At 70.4% G+C, this 20,169-nt stretch carries 15 protein-coding genes; 8 read left to right on the forward strand and 7 right to left on the reverse strand.

The genetic code is table 11. The annotated features are described in order from the left end of the window. Positions 1-33: 33 nt before the first annotated feature. Together B1L11_RS11345 and B1L11_RS11350 are read right to left on the reverse strand one after the other, a co-directional pair. Positions 34-1,506: an ATP-binding protein gene (locus tag B1L11_RS11345; protein ID WP_079314439.1), complete on the reverse strand. Its 1,473-nt coding sequence runs from the start codon at positions 1,504-1,506 to the stop codon at positions 34-36. Positions 1,507-1,618: 112 nt separating this feature from the next. Continuing rightward, positions 1,619-2,620, reverse strand: coding sequence for a zinc-dependent alcohol dehydrogenase family protein (locus tag B1L11_RS11350; RefSeq protein WP_079314490.1), 1,002 nt, complete (start codon positions 2,618-2,620; stop codon positions 1,619-1,621). A gap of 88 nt (positions 2,621-2,708) precedes the next feature. Here B1L11_RS11350 and B1L11_RS11355 point away from each other — a divergent pair, with 88 nt between their 5' ends. After that, complete coding sequence (locus tag B1L11_RS11355; RefSeq protein ID WP_079314440.1) at positions 2,709-3,026, forward strand: helix-turn-helix transcriptional regulator; 318 nt, start codon at positions 2,709-2,711, stop codon at positions 3,024-3,026. On the opposite strand, the gene B1L11_RS11360 is transcribed toward B1L11_RS11355, so the two are convergent. Both B1L11_RS11360 and B1L11_RS11365 read right to left on the reverse strand, forming a co-directional pair. Further along, positions 3,005-3,895, reverse strand: a complete 891-nt coding sequence (locus B1L11_RS11360; protein WP_079314441.1) for a MurR/RpiR family transcriptional regulator — start codon at positions 3,893-3,895, stop codon at positions 3,005-3,007. The genes B1L11_RS11355 and B1L11_RS11360 overlap by 22 nt on opposite strands. A gap of 77 nt (positions 3,896-3,972) precedes the next feature. Further along, positions 3,973-5,502 carry a M14 family zinc carboxypeptidase gene (locus tag B1L11_RS11365; RefSeq protein ID WP_079314442.1) on the reverse strand — a complete coding sequence of 510 codons (1,530 nt, stop codon included), beginning with the start codon at positions 5,500-5,502 and terminating at the stop codon, positions 3,973-3,975. 867 nt (positions 5,503-6,369) lie between these two features. Between B1L11_RS11365 and B1L11_RS11370 the strand changes: the two genes are divergently transcribed. The 4 genes from B1L11_RS11370 (at position 6,370) to B1L11_RS48115 (ending at position 11,329) form a co-directional block, all read left to right on the forward strand. Further along, on the forward strand, positions 6,370-6,972 hold the full coding sequence (locus B1L11_RS11370) for a DUF4956 domain-containing protein (RefSeq protein WP_079314443.1): 603 nt from the start codon (positions 6,370-6,372) through the stop codon (positions 6,970-6,972). A 75-nt stretch (positions 6,973-7,047) separates the two neighbouring features. Continuing rightward, a complete protein-coding gene (locus B1L11_RS48105) occupies positions 7,048-9,345 on the forward strand; it encodes a CotH kinase family protein (RefSeq protein ID WP_218671041.1) in 2,298 nt (765 codons plus the stop codon). Further along, on the forward strand, positions 9,231-9,944 hold the full coding sequence (locus B1L11_RS48110) for a cellulose binding domain-containing protein (RefSeq protein ID WP_256862424.1): 714 nt from the start codon (positions 9,231-9,233) through the stop codon (positions 9,942-9,944). Before B1L11_RS48105 ends, B1L11_RS48110 begins: the two co-directional genes overlap by 115 nt. 101 nt (positions 9,945-10,045) lie before the next feature. Beyond that, a complete protein-coding gene (locus tag B1L11_RS48115; RefSeq protein ID WP_218671042.1) occupies positions 10,046-11,329 on the forward strand; it encodes a hypothetical protein in 1,284 nt (427 codons plus the stop codon). Here B1L11_RS48115 and B1L11_RS11390 read toward each other — a convergent pair. After that, positions 11,326-12,594, reverse strand: a complete 1,269-nt coding sequence (locus B1L11_RS11390; protein WP_179155086.1) for a PQQ-binding-like beta-propeller repeat protein — start codon at positions 12,592-12,594, stop codon at positions 11,326-11,328. The genes B1L11_RS48115 and B1L11_RS11390 overlap by 4 nt on opposite strands. 755 nt (positions 12,595-13,349) lie before the next feature. Next, positions 13,350-14,690: a hypothetical protein gene (locus tag B1L11_RS11395; protein ID WP_079314445.1), complete on the reverse strand. Its 1,341-nt coding sequence runs from the start codon at positions 14,688-14,690 to the stop codon at positions 13,350-13,352. Positions 14,691-15,030: 340 nt separating this feature from the next. Between B1L11_RS11395 and B1L11_RS11400 the strand changes: the two genes are divergently transcribed. Together B1L11_RS11400 and B1L11_RS11405 are read left to right on the forward strand one after the other, a co-directional pair. After that, the gene (locus tag B1L11_RS11400) at positions 15,031-16,902 is read left to right on the forward strand and encodes a heavy-metal-associated domain-containing protein (RefSeq protein WP_143737188.1); all 1,872 of its coding nucleotides are present in this window, start codon (positions 15,031-15,033) and stop codon (positions 16,900-16,902) included. Beyond that, positions 16,899-17,102, forward strand: coding sequence for a hypothetical protein (locus tag B1L11_RS11405; protein WP_079314447.1), 204 nt, complete (start codon positions 16,899-16,901; stop codon positions 17,100-17,102). The genes B1L11_RS11400 and B1L11_RS11405 overlap by 4 nt, the downstream gene beginning before the upstream one ends. Positions 17,103-17,117: 15 nt before the next feature. Here the strand turns inward: B1L11_RS11405 and B1L11_RS11410 are convergent, their stop codons facing one another. Then, a complete protein-coding gene (locus tag B1L11_RS11410; protein ID WP_079314448.1) occupies positions 17,118-18,134 on the reverse strand; it encodes a LacI family DNA-binding transcriptional regulator in 1,017 nt (338 codons plus the stop codon). Between the two features lie 462 nt (positions 18,135-18,596). Here B1L11_RS11410 and B1L11_RS11415 point away from each other — a divergent pair, with 462 nt between their 5' ends. Beyond that, entirely contained in the window at positions 18,597-20,165 is a 1,569-nt protein-coding gene (locus B1L11_RS11415) for a cellulase family glycosylhydrolase (protein WP_218671043.1), read from the forward strand. Positions 20,166-20,169 lie beyond the last annotated feature (4 nt).

Below are 20,169 nucleotides of genomic sequence, written 5' to 3' on the forward strand. Positions count from 1 at the left end.
CACAGCGAGCCGGCCGCGACAGGCCGGTTCGCGTCAACTCCGGCCGTACAGGGCCGGCAGGTCGATCAGGTGCACATCGGGTGAGGCGCTCGCCTGGGCCACCGCCTTGTCGTTGAATCCGGTGCCGCTGAAGCAGACGAGACGGGTACGCGTGGTGTCGTAACGGCCGGACGCGGCGATCAGGTCGCGGATGTGCTGGAGGCGTTCGATGTGGGCGATTCCCATCGTGTCGTTCCATTTGGCTTCGCCGACGGCCAGGAGCGGCGGTTTGCCGCCGTCGGCGATGCCGATCACGGCCACGTCCACCTCGTGACCGGTTCTGGCTTTGGAATCGTGGACGACACCGTGACCGACGCGGGCAGGCAGCCCGCCGAACAGGTCGGGATCGGCGTGATGCAGCGACCACTCGCGGCAGATCTGCTCGAAATGCGGGCCGAGGACATTGCTGACGAAGCGGCGGCGGCTGGCCTGCCAGACCCGGGCGGCGCTGCCCGGTCGCTCCAGCTGGTCCCAGACCGGCCGCATGATGGCGTGATAGAAGCGGATCAACGGCTCGGAGATGCGGTACGTGGCGCGGTTGTCCCGGAAAACGTCCGAATCGCGATGCAACAGGCCCGCGTCTTCGAGGACGTTGATCGGATGCGCGATGTCCGTCGCCTTGCGCTCCAGGTAGCCGGCCATGCCCCCGCGCGTGGCGTTGCCGTCGGCCACGGCCGCCAGGACGGACAGATACAGGGCGCTGTCACGCAGGTCCGGCTCCTCGGCCAGTAGGTAACGGGCTTCACGGAACAGGGGCGTCTCCGGGTTGAGCACGGTGCGAACCACCCAGTCGTCGAAGTCTTCCGGTCCCACCGGGGTGTCACCCCGTGCGAACTCGCGACGATAGGCGGGTGTGCCGCCGACAACCGCGTTGACCTTGAGAGCCAGCGCCGGATCGGAGATCCCCCAGAACTCGGCGGCCAGACGGTGGTCGAGCGGACGGACGAGCAGTTCCAGTCCCGCCCGTCCGCGCAGCGGCGCGTTGCCGGACAACAGCCGGCCCATGAAGGACAGGGCCGAACCACACAACAACAGACGCGTACGGGATGCGGTGCGCTGATCCCGCATCGGCCGGAACGCCTCCTGGATGAGGGAAGGCAGCTCCGGGTTCGCCCGTGCGAGGTACGGAAACTCGTCGATCACTACGGGGGTCGGCCGCTCGGTGCCAAGAGCGAGGAGTGCGTCGAGGGCTTCGGACCAGTCGGCGAAATGGTAGGGGGTGGCAGGGCGGGCATGGGCGGTCAGCGCGGCGCTCAAACGGCGCAGCGATTCGGCATCGGCCGCCTCGGTCGCTCCGAAGTAGAAGCCGCCTGCGGCACGACACGCGGCGTCCAGCAGGAAGGTCTTGCCCTGGCGACGTCGCCCGGAGACCACGCCGAGAGTCGCGCCCGGTTGCTCGTCAGTGATGAACCGCGTCAGGGCGGCCCATTCGTAGTCGCGGTCGAACATCTCGACCGGCTTGTCCATGCGCACCCTCACAGATCTAGGACTACGGTTCTATAAACTGTAGTCCTATAAGAGCACCGGCTCTGTAGCGTTCGGCCACGCTACGACCGGACACGCGTGCACGGTCGACGGCTTACCGGTGCACGGTGAGGACGATCTTGCCGATCTGGGTGCCGGACTCCATGTGCCGGTGGGCCTCCACGACCTCCTCCAGCGGGAACAGGCGGTCCACCACCGGGCGGAAGGCGCCCGCGCGCAGGCCCGAGGTCACGAAGGCGACGGCGCGGCGCAGCCGACCGGGGTCCCTGGTGATCTCCAGCACCGTGTACGTGCGCATGTTCAGCGCGGGCATGCCCAGGTCGAACCCCGGGTAGGGCGTCGGCCGCCCGCTCTGCGCACCCCACAGCAACAACGTCCCGCCGGGGGCGACGACCCTGGCCAGTTCCGTCACGCCCGGTCCGGCGACGGCGTCGAAGACGTACTCGGCGCCCCTGCCGGCGGTCAGTTCCAGCACGCGCCCCGCGACGTCCTCCTCTTCGGAGACGACGACCTCGGCCGCGCCCTCCTCGATCAGCCGCTGTCGCTTGGCGCGGGTGCGGGTGACGGCGATCGGCGTGGCCCCGACGCGGCCGGCCGTGTGGATCGCGGCCAGCCCGACGCTGCTGGACGCCGCGGTGATCACCGCCACGTCCCCCGCCCGCATGCCGGCCACCTCCACCATGGCGCCGTAGGCCGTGAGGTAGGGCATCCACACGGCCGCACCGGTGACCACGTCCATTCCGTCGGGGCGGGACAGGAGCGCGGACGCCGGCACGATCGCCCGCTCGGCGTAGACGCCGTAGTCGTTCTGGGAGAAGAAGCCCGGCAGGACGCTGACCGCCTGCCCCACCGCGAACCCGGCCACCTCCGGGCCGACCGCCTCCACCACGCCGGCCGCCTCGGTGCCGAGCGTGGCGGGCAGATGCTTCACCGGTTCGATGTACCGGCCGGACCGGAACAGGATCTCGGCCCTGTTGACGCCGACCGCCTCCACCCGGATCCGCACCTCGCCCGGCCCCGGCTCGCCCGGCTGCAGGTCGTCCAGCCGCAGCACCTCGGCCCCGCCGATCTCGTGGAACCGCACAGTCTTGGACATGTCGTCGTCCTCCGTTCGTCCGCGGCCCACTCTGCGACAGAAGTACGATCGGTGTCAAACTTTGATGGATGTCGTACCATCAGTGCCCATGGGACGTACGCCGCCGCATCCAGAGGTGTCACAGTTCGACCTCCAGCAGGTGCTGGAGGCCCTCGTCGATCCGGTGCGCCGGAGCATCGTCGTGCAACTCGACGCTTCCGGTGTGGACATCCCCTGCGGCGGCTTCGACATCCCGGTCAGCAAGTCCACCGCGACCCACCACTTCAACGTGCTGCGCGAGGCGGGCCTGATCCGGCAGTACTACGTCGGGACGTCGCGGATGAACTCGCTGCGCCGCGCCGAGATGGACGAGGCGTTTCCCGGGCTGCTCGACGCCCTCACCCGTCAGCCGGTGAGGAAGACCTGACGCTCGGCGGCCCTGTCGTCGAACGCCTCCAGCCGCGCCTGTCCCTCGGCGGCGAGCGTGTCCAGCATGGTGTGCAGCAGCGCGGTGCACAGGACCGTCGGGCCGGCGTGAGAGTCGAACGCGAAGCCAGAGCTCACCGGGGCCAGCAGAACCTCGTCCGCGAGGTCGGTGAGCCGGCCCACCGGCTGGTCGGTGACGAGGGCGACCTTCAGCCGGACCCGCCGCGCCCACACGAGGCCCTGCTCCAGCTCACGCGGATAGCGCGGCAGGCCGATGGCGAGCACCCATTCGGCGCCCGATTCGGCTGCCCTGCTCAGCCGGTCTTCCAGGACCGAGCCCGGCGCGTCCAGCACGCGTACGTCGGGGAGCACCTTCTCGGCGAGGTAGCCGAACAGATGCGCCAGCGGCGCGGAGATCCGCAGGCCCATGACCAGAAGCGGGCTCGACCTGGCCAGGTGGCCCGCCACCCGCCGGAGCTGGCCCGAGTCGGCCAGGCCGTCGCGCAGCCGTTCGAGGTCGCGGATCTCGGAGTTGACCAGTTCCTGGAGTTCGTTGTAGCGGTCGTCCGTCGCAGCGGGCCGCCGATCGCCGAACACGGACGTGCGCAGCGCCTCCCGGAACTCGGGGAACCCGCGGAACCCGAGCGCGGCGGCGAAGCGGGTGACCGACGGCTGGCTGACGCCGACGCGCTCGGCGAGGTCCGCACTGGTGAAGAAGACGGCCTCCTGCGCGTTGTCCAGCAGGTAGCGCGCGATCCTGCGTTGTGACGGCGAGAGGCGGTGGCCCTCGAAGAGCGTCCGCAGGTTCGCGACGATCCGGGAGGCGTCCAGCACGGCGAGCGACCGGCCGGTCTCTGGGACGTGCCTCATCCTGGAACACTTCCCTTCTTCGTGGAGTGACGGCCCGGCCCCCTGGCCGGTCGCCTTACTCGTGAATCGCGAAGCGCCTACCGGATGCAACGCCGCCGGGCGGCCCCCGTGGGGACCGCCCGGCTACGCCGCTTCGTGATGTCGGTCAGTTCTTCGGTCCGTTGCCGTTGAACCTCGTCTTGCACTCCTGCAGCCGCACGTCGGCCTGCTCGCCCCGGTCGACGGTCACGTGCACCGTCTCGAGGACCTCGCCGGTCGGGCGAGCGCAGGTGAGCGTCCAGCTCTCCTTGATGAAGTTGCCCGGCCCGGTGGCGACGACGCCGGTCTCGGTGTAGGCCGGGGCCGGCCGTACGGACGGGTTGACGTGCCAGGCGAACTTGCCGTTGGCCGGGGCGACCAGCGTCGACTCCAGGTGGGTGGGGACCCTCGTGGGGCGGATCGACGACGTTGTTCGCCTGCCGGATCGGCGCGGTCCACAGGTCGAAGTCCTTGGTGATCTTCAGGACCGCGCCCTTCGGCGCCTTGCCGGTGATGACCGCATGCCCGGCCGGATCGGCCGCGTACTCCAGGGCCACCATGAACGCCTCGCGGTTCGACTTGCCCTCGTAGCGACCGGTGCCCGTGTAGTCCTCGATCACCTCGGAGTAGGTGTTGTTGGTCGACTGGGTCTTCATGATCTCGAAGGTGAACCCGAGGCCGCGGGTCGCGTAGTACGACCAGTCCGGGGTCTCGCCGGTCGTCTCGTAGTCGAAGCCCGACTTCATGCCCGTGTAGCCGTTCTCGGCCGTGATCGCGTCGGTCAGGGCGGCGTAGACGGCCTCGTCCGGGGTGTCGCCCGCCCGCTTCTCCAACGGCGGGCGAAGGACGGTGTGACCGGAGGTGTGGTTCGTGATCAGGACGGTGACCTGGTTGTTCTTGGTCAGGTCCATGATGTTCTGCACTTCGGGCTCGGAACCGGGCCCCGGGCCCCGGGTCGTCGCGTTGGATCCGGCGTTGCTGCCCCAGCCGAAGGGGTAGTTGCGGTTGATGTCGACCCCGGCGCTGCTTGCGCACGTCGGGGACAGGCCGCAGCTCGTACGCCGGTTTATGACGAACCCGTCGACGTTGACGACCGGGACGAAGATGACCCGCGCCTTGTCGAGCAGGCGCGTGACCTGGGGGTCCTTGCCGTCGTTGCCGATCAGGTCGTAGGCGAACTCCATCGTGTGCTCGCCGGAGGGCCATTCGTTGCCGTGGTGGACGCCCATCATCAGCAGGACCGGCTTGCCGTCGGCGGCGCCGACGTCGTGGGTGACCTCGATGCCGTACACATCCCGGCCCTGGCGGGTCTTGTGCGGCAGCGTGATGTGCTTGACGAGGCCGGGGTGCCGGGCGCTCAGCGCCAGCATCTCGTCGTTGTAGTCCGTGATCGTCCGGTAGGTGGTCCGTCCGCTGGGCAGGCTCGGCGCCTGCTGCTGGACGGTCGCCGGGGAATCCGTCGTGGCGGCGGCAGTGGCACCGGCGGCCGGGATGCCGAGACCGGCCAGAAGACCGACGCCCAACGCCAGCGTGACGACGCGTTTCCTGGCGACAGAGGCAGTGGAGGGGAACGTGCCTCCTGAAGACATGCTGAAACCTTTCTCAGCTACGGACGAGCAGGATTCGAAAATCGCATCCTTTTCTCCGAGCCGTCTTTCGGCAGTACGCGACACCCCCCGAACAGCCGCTGACTGCAAAGTTTCAGTAAGTGTGCGGGCTGAATGTGAGCCTGTCAACCATTGCCCTGCGGCCTTCTCCGCACGTCCGGAAAATGCGCAGGTGATTTTCCGCACCCGCACGTGACGCCCGAGGTGCGGGGCGACCGCGCCGGAGGGCCGGTCTCGGTCGGGCGCGTTTTATTTCGCAGCGTGCGCGTCCTTCGGACGGCCGTCATCGGCGGCCCGGGGATATGCCGGGCGGTCACGGAACTCGACGCCACAGGGCCCGCGGGCCGGCGGAGAGAAATGCACGGGCGAGGCGAGGGCCGGGCTCTCGCCCTCGCGACGGGATTGCCGTCTCGCGTTTCCGGCGGTGGAGGCGGCGGTCGGCCAGGCGGGGCCCGGCTCACCGCTCACGGGCCGCTCGGTTCATGGCTCCCGCGAGCGGGCGGGCGGCGGGGAGCGGCGATCGCCGGTGCGCGACGGCACCGGCGTCCGGCGATACGGCGACAGAGAGCGCCCGATTTCGAGCCGAGGGGAGTGAAAGTTTCACTGGCATGCGCCCCGCCCCCGATCGCCCCTCACTCTCGACTAACGACGGCGTACATGCCGTTGTCAAGGCCGACCAGGGAGCTTCCCCCCTTTTCGACACGATTGCTTATCAAATGTTCGTTGACTCGACACCTGTGATTCACCTAGTGTTCCGAGCGGGCTTCCGAAACTTTCTCTCCATGTCCGAAAGTTTCTATAAGCCCGAGCCCTGTCCACCCCGGCAGCGACTCAGAAGGAACTACCGTGATGTCACAGCTCGTCCTGTTCGCCATCGACATCTGCGCAGTGGTTTTGCTCGTCTTCGGGCTCTATTTCCCACGACACCGCCGACGCGATCTGGTGGTCTCCTACCTCGGGGTCAACATCGGCGTGCTCGCCGTGGCGAGCGTGCTGAGCGCCGGCAACGTCGGCGCCGGGCTCGGGCTGGGAATGGCGCTGTTCGGCGTGCTGTCCATCATCCGCCTGCGCTCGACGGAACTCGACCAGCACGAGGTCGCCTACTACTTCTCGGCCCTCGCCCTGGGGATCCTCGGCGCGGTGAGCACCACTTCGGTGTGGCTCAACGGCGGCATGATGGCGCTCATCCTCGCGGTGATGTTCCTCGGCGACCACCGGCGGTTGTTCCGGCACTACCGGCACCAGATCCTGGTGCTCGAATCGGCCTTCACCGACCATGTCGCGCTCGTCGCGCATCTGGAACAACTCCTCGACGCCCGGGTGCACGCCGTCACCGTCCAGCGGCTCGACCTGGTCAACGAGACCACCGTGGTCGACGTCCGGTACGCGCTGAGCGACCGGGCGCTGACCGCCGAGCCCGAAGCGCCCGCACCCGCCGGAGCGCGCCGATGACCGCGATGCCCATCGGGCCGGCCCTGGCGCGGCTGGCCCCCCGTCGGGCTCGACGAGCTGGTCGACCGGGCCGCGTTGCAGACCAGGGTGGACCGCAAGTACCTCGTCCCGGCGGAGGCGCTGCCCCGTCTGCTGGAACGGCTCATGCCGTACGCGCAGGTGCTGGACATCGACGGCGAACGCACCTTCCGCTACCAGTCGGTGTATTTCGACACCCCGCAACTGGCCAGCTACCACTGCGCGGCCTATCGCAGGCGCCGGCGTTTCAAGGTGCGCACCCGCACCTATCTCGACTCCGCCCAATGCTGGCTGGAGGTCAAGATCAGCGGCGCGCGGGGCAGCATCACCAAACACCGGCTGCCCTACGACCCGCGGGACCGCGGCACCGTGGACCCCGGGCGCGACTTCGTCGACGAGGCGCTCGCCCGGGAGTCGATCGGTCCCGCCGCCAGGAGTTCCCTCGCCTCTGTCCTGGTGACCGAATACCGGCGCGCCACCCTGCTGCTGCCGGACACCGCGAGCCGGGTCACGCTCGACACCGCACTCGCCTGGCGGCACGGCGACGCCGCCCTGCGGCTGCCCGGCCTCGCCGTGGTCGAGACCAAGACCGCCTCGGCCGCCACGCCGGTCGACCGCATGCTGTGGCGGGCGGGGATGAGACCCGCCCGCATCTCCAAGTACGCCACCGGTCTGGCCGCGCTCCGCCCCGACCTGCCCGACGCGCCGTGGCGGCGGACGCTGCGCCGCCACTTCCGCGGCACCGCGTCGTCGACGGACCCGGCGCCGGACCTCTCCCACCGCCCCGAACCAGGAGGCATCGTGCGTCTGACGCTCCGCAGCACCGGCGCCGCAACCGCCCGCCGCATCACGAGGACCTCGGTCGCCGCCGTGCTCCTCACCGGGCTCCTCGCCGGGCCCCTCACCGCGTACCCGTCATCGGCGGGCGCCGCAGCGGCTTCCGGCACCGGGTCGGCCGGCCGCGCCGTGAGCACCGCCGCCGCGTCCGCGACCGCCGCGGCGGACGACCTGACCGGCGACATCGTCTTCTCCGTGCCGAGCGGCACCTTCCAGGGACAGGTGTCGGTGTCGCTGAGCACCGCGGTCGGCGGCGCGCAGATCCGCTACACCACCGACGGGACGCCGCCCACCGCGCAGTCGGCGCTCTACGGGGGCCAGCCACTGCAGTTCACCCGTACCACGCAGTTGCGCGCGCAGGCCTTCGTCGACGGCACGGCGTCCGGGAAGCCCGGAACGGCCATGTACGTCCCCCGCGGCACCACCACGGCCCACGACCTGCCGCTGGTCCTGATCGACTCGTACGGCAAGGGCAAGCCCGGCAGGGAGTACCTCGACGCCGCCACCATGATCTTCGAGCCGGGCGGCGGTGCGACGACGTCGCTGGCCGCGGCTCCGGCGGTCGCCACCCGCGCCGGAGTGCACCTGCGGGGGCAGTCGTCGGCCTCGTTCGAGAAGGCGCCATACCGCCTCGAGTTCCGGGACAACGACAACGACGACGCGGATTATCCGGTGCTGGGGATGCCCGCCGACTCCGACTGGGTGCTGCGCGGGCCGTTCCCCGACAAGTCGCTGATCCGCGAGGCCCTGGTCTACGACCTCGGGAAGGAGATGGGGCTGAAGGTTCCCCGGTATCGGTTCGTGGAGCTCTACCTCAACACCGACGCCGGCCCGGTGGGCGCAGACGACTACATGGGCGTCTACATGATCGCCGAGACGATCAAGAATTCGAAGAACCGCCTCGACCTCAAGAAGCTGGACGAGGACGACACGACCCTGCCGAAGATCACTGGCGGGTACATCTGGAAGTTCGAGTGGATGGCGGCCGAGGAGCCGACGCTGCCGTGCAGCGGGTCGTCGGCCACCTGCTGGAGCTACCTCGAAGTGGTCGACCCCTCACCGCTGCAGCCACAGCAGAAGGACTGGCTGCGCGGTTACATCCAGGAATTCCACAACGTGCTGCACTCGCAGAACTTCGCCGACCCGAACACCGGCTACCGGGCGTACATCGACGTGAACTCCTTCGTCGACCAGTTGATCGTCTACGAGCTGAGCCGGAACATGGACGCCAACTATCGCAGCGCCTACTTCTACAAGGACCGCGACACGAAGATCTTCGCCGGACCGCTGTGGGACTACGACCTCACGTTCGGCGTGGGCGGGTTCTTCCAGAACGACCAGACCGCGGGCTGCAGTATCAGCAGACCCGGCAGCCGGTCGCCAACGACTGGTTCACGCAGCTCATGCGGGATCCGGCCTTCGTCGACCAGGTCAAGGCGCGCTGGCAGACGCTGCGCCGCGGCGTGCTCTCCGACGCCGCGCTGCAGAGCAGGATCGACGCTCTCGCCCAGCCGCTGACCAACGCCGCGCAGCGCAACTTCCAGCGCTGGCCGAACCTCACGACGCGCACCATCGGCTTCTTCAACACCCCGACCGCGTCCACCTGGCAGGGTCAGGTGCAGTACCTGCGCGACTGGACGCTGCGCCGCGCCGCCTGGCTGGACTCGACGGCGGGGTGGGGCGGTGCGATCACCTCGCCCAGCCCCAGCCCTTCGCCCAGCGTGAGCCCGAGCCGCTCGCCCAGCCCCTCGCCGAGCCCGTCGCCCAGCGTGAGCCCGAGCCCCTCGCCGAGCCCGAGTCCTTCGCCGTCCGGAGGAGTGTCCGGGGCGTGCTCGGCGACGTTCCGGGTGGTCAACTCCTGGCCGGACGGCTTCCAGGGTGAGGTCACGGTGCGCGCGGGCAACGCGGCGATCAACGGCTGGACCGTGAACTGGACCTGGCCCGGTTCGCAGACCATCACCCAGATCTGGGGAGGCGTACGCTCGGGCTCCGGCGCGAACGTGACGGTGCGCAACGAGTCGTGGAACGGCTCGCTCGCGGCCAACGCGACCACGACCTTCGGCTTCGTCGGCGGAGGATCCTCGGCCACCCCGGCGGTCACCTGCACCAGCCCGTGAGGTGAGGCGGATCGGCGAGGTCCCGTCCGCCGGACGGGACCTCGTCGCGCACCGGTCGAATCAACCGGATTCCTCGCCACCCTGGCGAGGACCCGTACGCCGTGCCGGTCGACCATGGCACGCAACTGAGCTTCGGACAGGCCCGGATGCGGCGCGATGGACTTGAGCACCTTGGCGTCGGGGTCGGCGGCCAGCGCGTCGCGGATCTCGGACGGCAGGTCGCGCCGTTCGGCCACCAGCATCCGCCCGGCCGGGTTCGCCGAGGCGGCCAGTTCCCCGACCTCGGCGGGCGTGGCGACGGCGATCCGCGGCAGCAGGGTGGGACCGATCCTGACGGTTCCGGCCAGGCGGATGAGCACGTCCAGCGGCAGGCGCGGGTTGTGGGCGAGTTCGCGCCGCACGTCGTGACCGGGATCGGCGGCCAGCCTGCGGATCAGGCGGTCGTCGATCGCGGGATTCTCCGCGAGAGTGCCGCGGATGCCGGGCTCCGGGCTGCCGGCGAGGCGTTCGTACACCTCATGGGGCAGGTCGGTGCGCCCGGCCAGCGCCCAGCGCAGCAGCGTCGAAGGATGGTCGGCGAAGCCGAGCACGGCCGCGGCAGGCGTGGCCGGGTTTCTCAGCGCCTGCTGCTGCATGTCGTGGAGCGTGGACTCGTGGGAGCCGTCACACGAGGCATCCGATGGCAGCTCGCAGTCGGGCTCCCGGCACTCAGGATCGTGGACGAACGCCGTCTCCTTCCGGTCGCAGACCAGGCACCGCCGCGCCGGAGACATCCCTTCGCCGGTGAGCAGCGCGGCCAGCACCGCGGGCGGTGTCGCCTCGTTGGCGGCCACCGCGCGGCGGACCTCGGCATGCGGGTGTTCCGCGAGCCGCGCCGCGATGTCCGGCGTCGTCCACAGTGCGAGCTCCGCGACGACCCGGATGTCGGTGTCGGCGGCGAGGGTCTCCGCCACGTCTGGTGGGAGGCCCGGGCAGGCGGCCAGCCGCTCCCGACGTTCGACGATCGGATCCCCCGCGAACAGGCGTGCCCACTCCGGACGGCCGGCTCCCTCGGTGAGCAGGGCGATCGCGGCGAGCGGCTGGGCCACCGGATCGATGTCGGCGGCCGTCAGCAGCCCCCGCTCCGCGAGCAATCCGGCGCTCTCTTCGACGCGCGAGACCAGCGCCACCGCCTGCGCACGGGTCAGGTCGGCACGCCCGGCCAGGCTTGCGGCGATGTCCTCGTCGGCAACCGTGACCAGCCGTTCCACGAGATCGAATGGCAGGGCCGGATTCTCGGCGAGGCCGCACAGGACGTGGTCCACAGGGACATACTGCCCTGCCGTGATCATTCGGCATGCGAGTTCTCGGCCGCCGCGCGGGCCCGGCCCGGTCAGCCCTCCTAGGTGTGGACGTAGACGACCGCGTGCTTCACGGCGACCGAGGTCCACGGCACGATGACGACGGCGCCGTTCCGCTCGTACACCCGTGCTTCGTCCCCCTCGGTGCCGTACTTCTGCGGCAGCTCCGCCACCTCCGCCGCCTTGCCGGTGGCCGCGTCGAGACGGACGAGCCGGGGAGGCAGGTCGCGCCAGTCGCCGACCTCCAGGGCGAGCAGGCCGTGGTCGTCGGCGCGGACGAAATTCAGCTTCGTGGGCTGGGTGCCGGACGACTCCCACACCTGCTTGCCGGTCTTGAGGTCGAAGGCGAGCGCCTTGTCGCTCGATCGCGCCTTGCCCGGCACGTTCTCAGGGAAGGTCGTGAGGTAGAGGCGGTCGCCGTGCACGGCGTAGCGGCGCTGCTCGAACATCCCGTCCACGAACGGCACCGTGTTCATCGCGAGCATGTCCACCTTGCCGGACGTGAACTCGCTGACCTTGCCGCCCCGGTCGTCGAGGACCGTGTAAGTGCTCTTGTCGCCCTCCTCCTGGCGGACGATCAGCGGATCGGCCGACAGCATCAGGCTCATCAGGCTGAGATCGCCCATCTTGTATCGCCATCCGGCCTTGCCGCTCTTCGGGTCGAGCACCTGCACGAAGTTGCCCGAGCCCTCGAAGCTGCAGTCGAGGAGCAGGGCCACCCGGGTGGCCGCCGTGTTCACGTCCTTGATGTGGCAGCCCTGGGGAAACTGGGCCGTCCACTGCTTGCCGCCGTCGGAAAGGCGGTAGCCGGACAGGACGCGGTTCGCGTACACCACGGCGACGGAGCCCGCGTTCATGATCCGAGGCACGGTGAGCGAGTTGGCCAGGCGGGACTTCTCCGCCGGAATCTTGATCTTCCAAGTGATCTTGCCCGTCGCGGCGTCGACGCCGGCCAGGTGGTCGCACAGCTGGTCGCTGCCGTACGCCACGGCGCCCTTGCCGTTCTCCAGGTCGGCGGTGGCGCCGCAGAGCTGGTCGCCGGGCGAGGGGGTGCCCCAGGCGCGCTTGCCCGAGGTCAGGTCGTAGGCGAGCACCCCATCGCGCTGCACCCGGATGACCGTCTTGTCGGTCAGCCAGCCCGCGAACGCGAGCCCCTGGCTGAAGTCCATGCTGTCGGCGCTCGCGAGCGGGACGGACCATTCCCCCGCGCCTCCGCCGGATCCGGTGCCGGAACCGCCGCCCGCGACGAACCAGGCGGTCCCCGCGCCCACCGCCAGCAGCACCACCAGCCCGAGCGCGACGAACAGCACCGTCTTGCCCTTGCCGCCGGGTGCCTGCGGCTGCGGTTGCGGCGGAAGCCCCAGGGCGGGTTGTCCCGGAGCGGCATAGCCCTGGCCTGGATAGCCCCCCCTGCTGGCCGGCGTAGCCCTGCTGGCCCGGATACCAGGGCGTCTGGCCCTGGGCGGGCGGAGCGGGGGCCGGAGCGGCCTGGCCCGGCTGCGGCCAGGGCTGGGAGTACGGCGAGCCCGCATATCCCTGACCCGGCCCGCCCTGCACCGGCCCGCCCTGCACCGGCCCACCTTGCCCTGGCCCGCCTTGTCCCGGCTGGCCCTGTCCCGGCTGACCGTACGGCGCCGGCGCGCCGGGGGCGCCAGGGCTCCAGGGGGCGGCCTGGCCCGGCGGGCCGTACGCCGGAGGGCCGGGGCCTGCGGACCCGGCCCGGCCTGGCCTGGCGACGCGGGTTGACCCCACTCGCCCCTGACCACCCGGCTGCCCGTACGCCGACTGGCCGTACGCGGCCTGACCATAGGCCGACTGACCGTACGCCGACTGACCGAGCGCAGGCTGGCCGGGTGCGGGCTGACCATAGGCCGGCTGGCCGTACGCGGGCTGACCGGGGGCGGGCCGGCTCCAGCCTGCGGCGTCGCCCGGTTGTCCCTGGCCACCGTACGGCTGTTCCTGGCCGCCCTGGGGCGATGGGCCCGGGCCGTGGGAGTACGGCGAGGGCGGAGTGGGCCCGCCGTACGGGTTCCCGGTGTGCTGATCCGTCATGCCTCTCCCCCGATCACGCGAGCTGGGCGCGGACGTAGCCCGCCCACTGCCGCTCGAAGTCCGCCTTCGTCACGCCGAGCGCCTGGAACAGGGCGGCTTCGCTGTCGTCGCCCGGCGCCCGGTAAGCCGCGACCACGCCCTCGACCAGCTTCCGCTCGCCGTACTTCTGGGCGACGAACCGCATGGCCAGATGCCCCATGAGGTAGTTGACGCTGGTCATCTGCTTGAAGTCCCAAAGGGCGTTGGTCGGCAGCTTCCCGTCGAACGGCATGGCGAGCCGCCCTGCCACGTAGGCACGGCCCTCACTGATACGCCGGTTTCCGCTGATCGGCTGGTTGCGGCCGGCGACGTACTCGGCGAAGCCCTCGGTGATCCAGTTCGCCCGGCCGAACAGAGCGAACTGCGCACTGTCGAGCCCGGCGACGAGCGAGTGCGCGAGCTCGTGCTCGGAGATCTCCATGATCCCCTGCTCGTTCCTGAAGAACTCTGACGTCGTGTCCATGACCACGCGGGTGCCGCCGATCTTCACGGTGTCGTCGGCGATCCCCCAGCTCGGCATCGGGATCGAAACGCCTGCCTCGTTCGCCTTGGCCGTACGGAACAGCTTGCCGAGCTGGGTCTTTCCCTCGACCAGCGCCACCAGGAACCCGGTCGGCACCGCCGCGTCCGGATCGCCGTTCTTCTGCCAGAAGGCGAGATCGCTCGCGGCGGCGGCGGAGACGGCCGGCGCGACGCGCCGGGCCAGGGCGGCGTCCTGCGGCCTGGCGAGGACCAGGCTTCCGCCCGCCTTCGCCACCACGACGTCCGGCCAGATGTCCCACGGCCCGGGGAAGTACATCGTCTTCGAGGCCTCGCCGCTGATCGTCGGCGGTGCGCCCTCCACCTTCGTCACGACGAGGGGTGCTTTCGGCGACGCCTTCTCGATGGTCCAGCGATACCACTCGGACACCGGACGCAGGTCGATGCCGGCGAACCGGTGGACGAACGCGACGTCCTGCGTGAACTTCACGCCTCGCCCGAAACTGTCCTGAGCCCGGCCCTGGCGGCGCAACACCTGGTAGGACTTCTCGGCCAGCGGCATCTTGCGCAGGTTGGCGAAGACTCTCGCCTGGCCGCGGACCAGAGCGGCGTTCTTCTGATCGAAGATCGAGGTGAACGCCTTGGCGTCACCCGAGGCCAGTGCTCTGCTGTGCGACTCGACCAGCTTGGTGATCTCGTCGTCCTTCACGACGACCGTGTTGGAGTCGGTGGCGGCCTCGCCCGTGGGGTCGTCGCCGGAGCGACCCCGCAGGACCAGGCCCACCCCCGCCCCCACCGCGACGACGAGGACGAGGGACAGGATGCCGAGCGTCACCCACAGTCCGGTCCTGCGCCGGGGCGCAGGAGGGGGCGGCGGAGGCGGAGCCTGCCACTGCTGTGGTGGAGGACCGTACTGCCACTGCGGCGAAGGGGGAGGCGGAGGCTGCCACTGCGGCGGCGGCTGAGGCGGATACTGCTGGTGAAAACCGGGCCCCGTCGTCACTCTTGCCCCGTATGTGATCAGAGTTACCGAAAGGCGTAAAGCGTATCAGCGGCCACGAAGCCGCCACTTGCGCTTCCCGTAATGCACCGCATGCTCCCGATATGGCGCGCACCAGTGATGTTCCTCCGGCTGACAGGCGTAGGGCGGGGTCCTACCGGGTAGAGCGCCGCCGATGCCAGGAAATGTGTTTTCGCTGCTCAGCGGCCCGGCACGGATGGCGGACCGGATGGCGTCGGCGACCGGCCGCACGGCGGGCGCGGCGCTGAACACCGCGCAGGCGGCAGTCGTCGCCGGCGCGGGCATGGCGATCGCGGGAGCGGCCGCCGCCGCGAAGATCACCACGTCCGCCGCCGGCACGATGGGCGAGGTGGCAGGCGCAGGCGGTAGGGGCGTCCGCCGGGCCGTGACGAAGACCGAATCCGTTGCGCGGCAGGGCCTCGATACCGCCAGGGCGCTGCCCCGGAAGGCGGCCTGGGTGGGGCAGGTCCTGACGGATCTGCACGAGCGCCGGCACCATCGCCGGGCGTGGGCGGAGCACGGGCACGCCTACATCGAGGTACGCGGTCTGGAGGGCGAGAACGGACGGGCGCGCGAACTGGCCACGGGTGTGCCGAAGGCGCTGAGCCGGCTGCGAGGAGTCCGCTGGGCCGAGGTCAACGCGGTGACCGGACAGGTGCTGGTGGCGTTCGACGAACGGCGACTGGGCCTGGAGCGGCTGCTGGAGACGGTCCGCGCGGTGGAGAAAACCTACGGCACCCAGGAGGAGGACTTCCCCTGGAGCCGGGCGACTCATCCGGGTGACAGCGCGGCCATCGCCGCCGCCGCGGCCGAGCTCGCCGCCGACTGTGTGGCCCTGACATCGGCGGTGGCGGGGAAGGTGTTCCGGCTTCCGGCGCTGCCCCACGAGGCACGGCTGGCCGTCGCCCTGATCGAGGTGGAGCACGGCCTGCGCCGGTGGCTCAAGCGACGGATCGGCCCCATCGAGACCGATCTGATGCTCTCCCTGGTGAGTGCCGCCGCCCACGGCCTGTCCCAAGGCATCGCCTCCCCGGCGGTCGACGCCGTGTATCGCGCGCTCCTTCTCGCCGAGGTGTGGGAGCGGCGTAAGGTCTGGCAGCGCCGGGAGGCCGAGCTGTGCTTCCGTCCGGAGAGCCTGCCACACGAGCCGCGGCCTCGCCCGCCCCGGCCGAGGCACCGCCCTCCTGGGCCCGTCGAGAAATGGAGTGACCGGCTCGGTCCCATCGCCCCGGCGCTTGCGGCCATCGTGTTCGCCCTCACGCGCAGTCCGGGCCGGGCGGCCGATGCGATCCTCGCCGCGGCGCCCAAGGCCGCCCAGTACGGGCGCGGGGGATTCGCCTCGGCAGCGGGCTGGGAACTGGCACGCAGAGGGATCCTGCCGCTGAACGCCGCGGTGTTCCGGCGGCTGGACCGGATATCGGTGATCGTCATCGACTCTCGTGTGCTCTGTGGCGAACGCCCCCGGGTGCTGACCGCCGACGCCGAGCCGGGCGTCGAAGTGGCTCGTGTGTGGCAGGCCGCGACCGACGTGCTGGCCGGGCTGTCGCGGAACGATGTCGGCGGCGCCGGCGCCGGCCCGTGGCGGCACGGCGGCATCCGGCTGGAGCGCGGCGGTGGCCCGGACAGGGGCCGCCTGGTCGTCCACGAGCACGACCGGCGGCTCGGCCGCGTCACCGTCAGGGCGGAGCTCGCGCCGCTGGCCGCCGCCGTACTCGACGCCGCCGGGTCCGCCGGATCCACCGTGGTGCTGACCGACGAACCGAGCGTCGCCGGACTGCTGCCGCATGCCGATCGAATACTGGACGCCGAGGACGGCCTGGCCGGGCACGTACGGCGGTTCCAGGAAGCCGGTGAGGATGTCCTGGTCATCTCGGCGGCGGACGAGGAGGCGCTGGCCGCCGCGACGCCGGTGTCGCGATCACCGACGCCTGCGGCGGCGCGTGCTGGTCGGCCGACGTGGTGTGCGGCGGCGATCTGGCCGGCGTGTGGCGGGTCCTTCGGACAGCGGCGGCCGCACGGGGGGTGAGCGAACGCGCGGTTCGCCTGGCCCAGGCCGGCTTCGCGCTGGCCGCACTTCTGATGCTCGTCGGCGGGCGGCACCGCCCCGCGTCGTTCGTGCTCGCTCCGGTGCACATCGCAGCGGCGATCGCCATGACCGATGGCGCGATCGCCGGGCTGCGGGCCACGAGAGCGGCCCTTCCCCCACCCTCGATTCACGTGCCCTGACACGGCGCCGGTCGGTCAGGCCGGCGGTGAGGTGGTGCTCGACCGGACGACCAGACTCGCCGTGCCGACCTGCCGGGAGCCGGGGGAACGGCCGTCGATCGTGTCCGCCAGCACCCGTGCGGTCTGCACGCCGTACGCCTGGATGTCCCAGGAGAGCGCCGTCAGCGCCGGTCGCACCATCACGCACAGCTGCGAGTCGTCACCGGCCACGATCGACAGCTCGTCCGGCACGGCGACACCCATCTCCTGCGCCACGTTGAGCGCGGCGGTGGCCATCACGTCGTTGTCGAACATGATCGCGGTCGGGCGGTCGCGCCGGGACAGCAGCGTCCGCGTGGCCCGCATACCCTCCTCCCAGGTGTAGTCGGTCTCGACGACCTGTGGTTCACCGAGGCCGTGACCGAGCACGGCCTGGCGGAAGGCCGCGATGCGTACTTGGGTGTGTTCCAGTGCGGACAACCCCGCGACGCGCGCGATGCGGCGGTGTCCGAGCGCCACCAGGTAGTCGACCGCCGAGACCACGGCTGCCGCGTCGTCGGTCCAGACGGCGGGCAGCTCCGTGTCCGGCCGGGGCCGGCCGACCAGAACGGCCGGGATCTGGAGTTCCTCGAGCACCGGGATCCGCGCGTCCTCTGTCCACAGGTCGGTGACGACCATGCCGTCGACGCGCCGTTCCGCCCAGCAGAGCCGCATCGCGTCGATCGCAGCGCGGTGGTCCTCGACGACCTGCAGGAGCAGCGCGGTGCGCCGCCCGGACAGTTCGCGTTCCAGCCCGGCGATGAACCGCATGAAGAAGGGCTCGACACCGAGCGTGTCCGCCGGGCGGGCGATGATCAGGCCGACGCTGTGCGCCCGGGACCCGGACAGGGACCTGGCCGCCGCGCTCGGCCGCCAGCCGATCTCGTTGGCGATGTCGAGGATGAGTTTGCGGGTCTCCGCGGACACTCCCGGCCGGCCGTTGAGCGCGTACGACACGGCGCCGATCGAGACACCGGCCCTTGCCGCGATCTCGGCGATGGTCGGCCGCTTCACTGCATCCCCCCTCACGTCCTGACCATTCTGTTACCGCTGCCGGAAGAGGAACAGCCTTTCCTGTCTCCCCCCGGAAAGGGCTGGAACGCCCGCGGGATTCTTAAGCGCTTAAGTCACCACGTCGGCCAGATCCCCATCGCGGCTGCCGAGGAACACCTCGACCGTCCGGCGCGCGGCCGACGTCGGGGTACCCACTGAAACTTTCTCGGTACGCACACGTCATCGAGGACGTGAGCATCCTGGGCTCAGACCCTCGAACGCCCCGGCGGCCGCCGACGGACCGCACGTCCGGATCGGCTTTTCACGTGATGTGACGACAGGGAACCGTTTCCGTCGCTTTCCGTGTCCGGCCCGCCTCGCACCTCCGCAGAGGGACGTCCTTGACTTAAGCCCTTAAGTAACCCACCGTTCATCCACAGCGCTGCTCTCGACGGCCGTCCGGTTCCCAGTAAGGAGGCTTCGATGCAACTACGTGTCAGACTGGCGGCAGCCGCCGCAGGAGTGCTGGCCGCAGCGGGCATGTCCGCGATATCCGTCCCCGCAGTGGCCGCCCCCGGCGGGTGCTCGGTGCAGTACAAGGTCGTCAGCGAGTGGCAGGGCGGCTTCCAGGGTGACGTCGCGATCACCGGCCTCGGCGGCCCGCTGACCGGCTGGACCTTGGAGTTCGACTTTCCCGCGGCTGGTCAGGGCGTGAGCAACGGCTGGAACGCCGACTGGTCGCAGTCCGGCGCGCACGTCACCGCCAAGAGCCTGAGCTGGAACGGCAACGTCCCCGCCAACGGCTCGGTGTCGATCGGCTTCATCGGCAAGTGGAGCGGGAGCAACCCGGTGCCCGCCGCGTTCACCGTCAACGGCGTCACCTGTAACGGCGCGTCCCCAAGCCCCAGCCCGAGCTCGAGTCCCAGCCCAAGCCCGAGCCCGTCGCCGAAACCGAGCCCATCCCCGTCCGCGAGCCCGTCCCCGTCCTCGTCTCCCAGCCCCCAGCCCGACGGGCCGGCCCCGCAGTTGCACGTCTCGGGCAACAGGTTGGTGACTTCGGCCGGCAAGCCGTACCGGCTGCTGGGTGTCAACCGCTCCAGTGGGGAGTTCGCCTGCATCCAGGGCAGGGGCATGTGGGACGGCCCGGCGGATCAGGCCTCCGTCGCCGCGATGAAGCCGTGGAACATCCATGTGGTGCGGATCCCGCTGAACGAGGAGTGCTGGCTGGGGACCGGCGACGTGCCTTCGGGCGGGACCAGCGGCGCGGCCTACCAGCAGGCGGTCAAGGACTACGTGAACCTGCTGATCGCCAACGGGATCACGCCGATCGTCGAGATGCACTGGAACTACGGCCAGTACGCGGGGCCGGGCGCGGGCTGCTCGGATGTGGCGGCGACCTGCCAGAAGCCCATGCCCGACGCGAAGTACGCGCCGACGTTCTGGACCCAGGTGGCGAACACGTTCAAGGGCAACAACGCCGTCATCTTCGACCTGTTCAACGAGCCCTATCCGGACGCGGCCAACAACTGGACGGACGCCACCGCGGCGTGGACCTGCCTGCGTGACGGCGGCACCTGCGCCGGGATCGGCTACCAGGTCGCCGGCATGCAGACCCTGGTCGACGCGGTCCGTGCCACCGGAGCCGCCAATGTCATCATGACGGCCGGTCTCACCTGGACCAACGACCTGAGCCAGTGGCTGAACTACAAGCCGAAGGACCCGACCGGCAACCTGATGGCCTCCTGGCACTCGTACAACTTCAACGGGTGCGTGGACACCACCTGCTGGAACAACACGATCGGCGCCGTCGCCGCGAAGGTGCCGGTGGTGGCCGGTGAGATCGGCCAGAACACCTGCGCCCACGACTACATCGACAAGGTCATGAACTGGGCCGACGCGAACGGTGTCGGTTACCTCGCCTGGACCTGGAACGCCTGGGGAGGCTGCGACAGCTCGGGCAACGTCCTCATCACCGACGCCAACGGCACTCCGACCAGCACCTTCGGCGAGGGGTTCAAGGCCCACCTGGTGACCCAGAACCCCTACGCGTGATCCC

Origin of the sequence: Microbispora sp. GKU 823, from assembly GCF_002027145.1 — a bacterium.
Lineage (GTDB): Bacteria > Actinomycetota > Actinomycetes > Streptosporangiales > Streptosporangiaceae > Microbispora > Microbispora siamensis.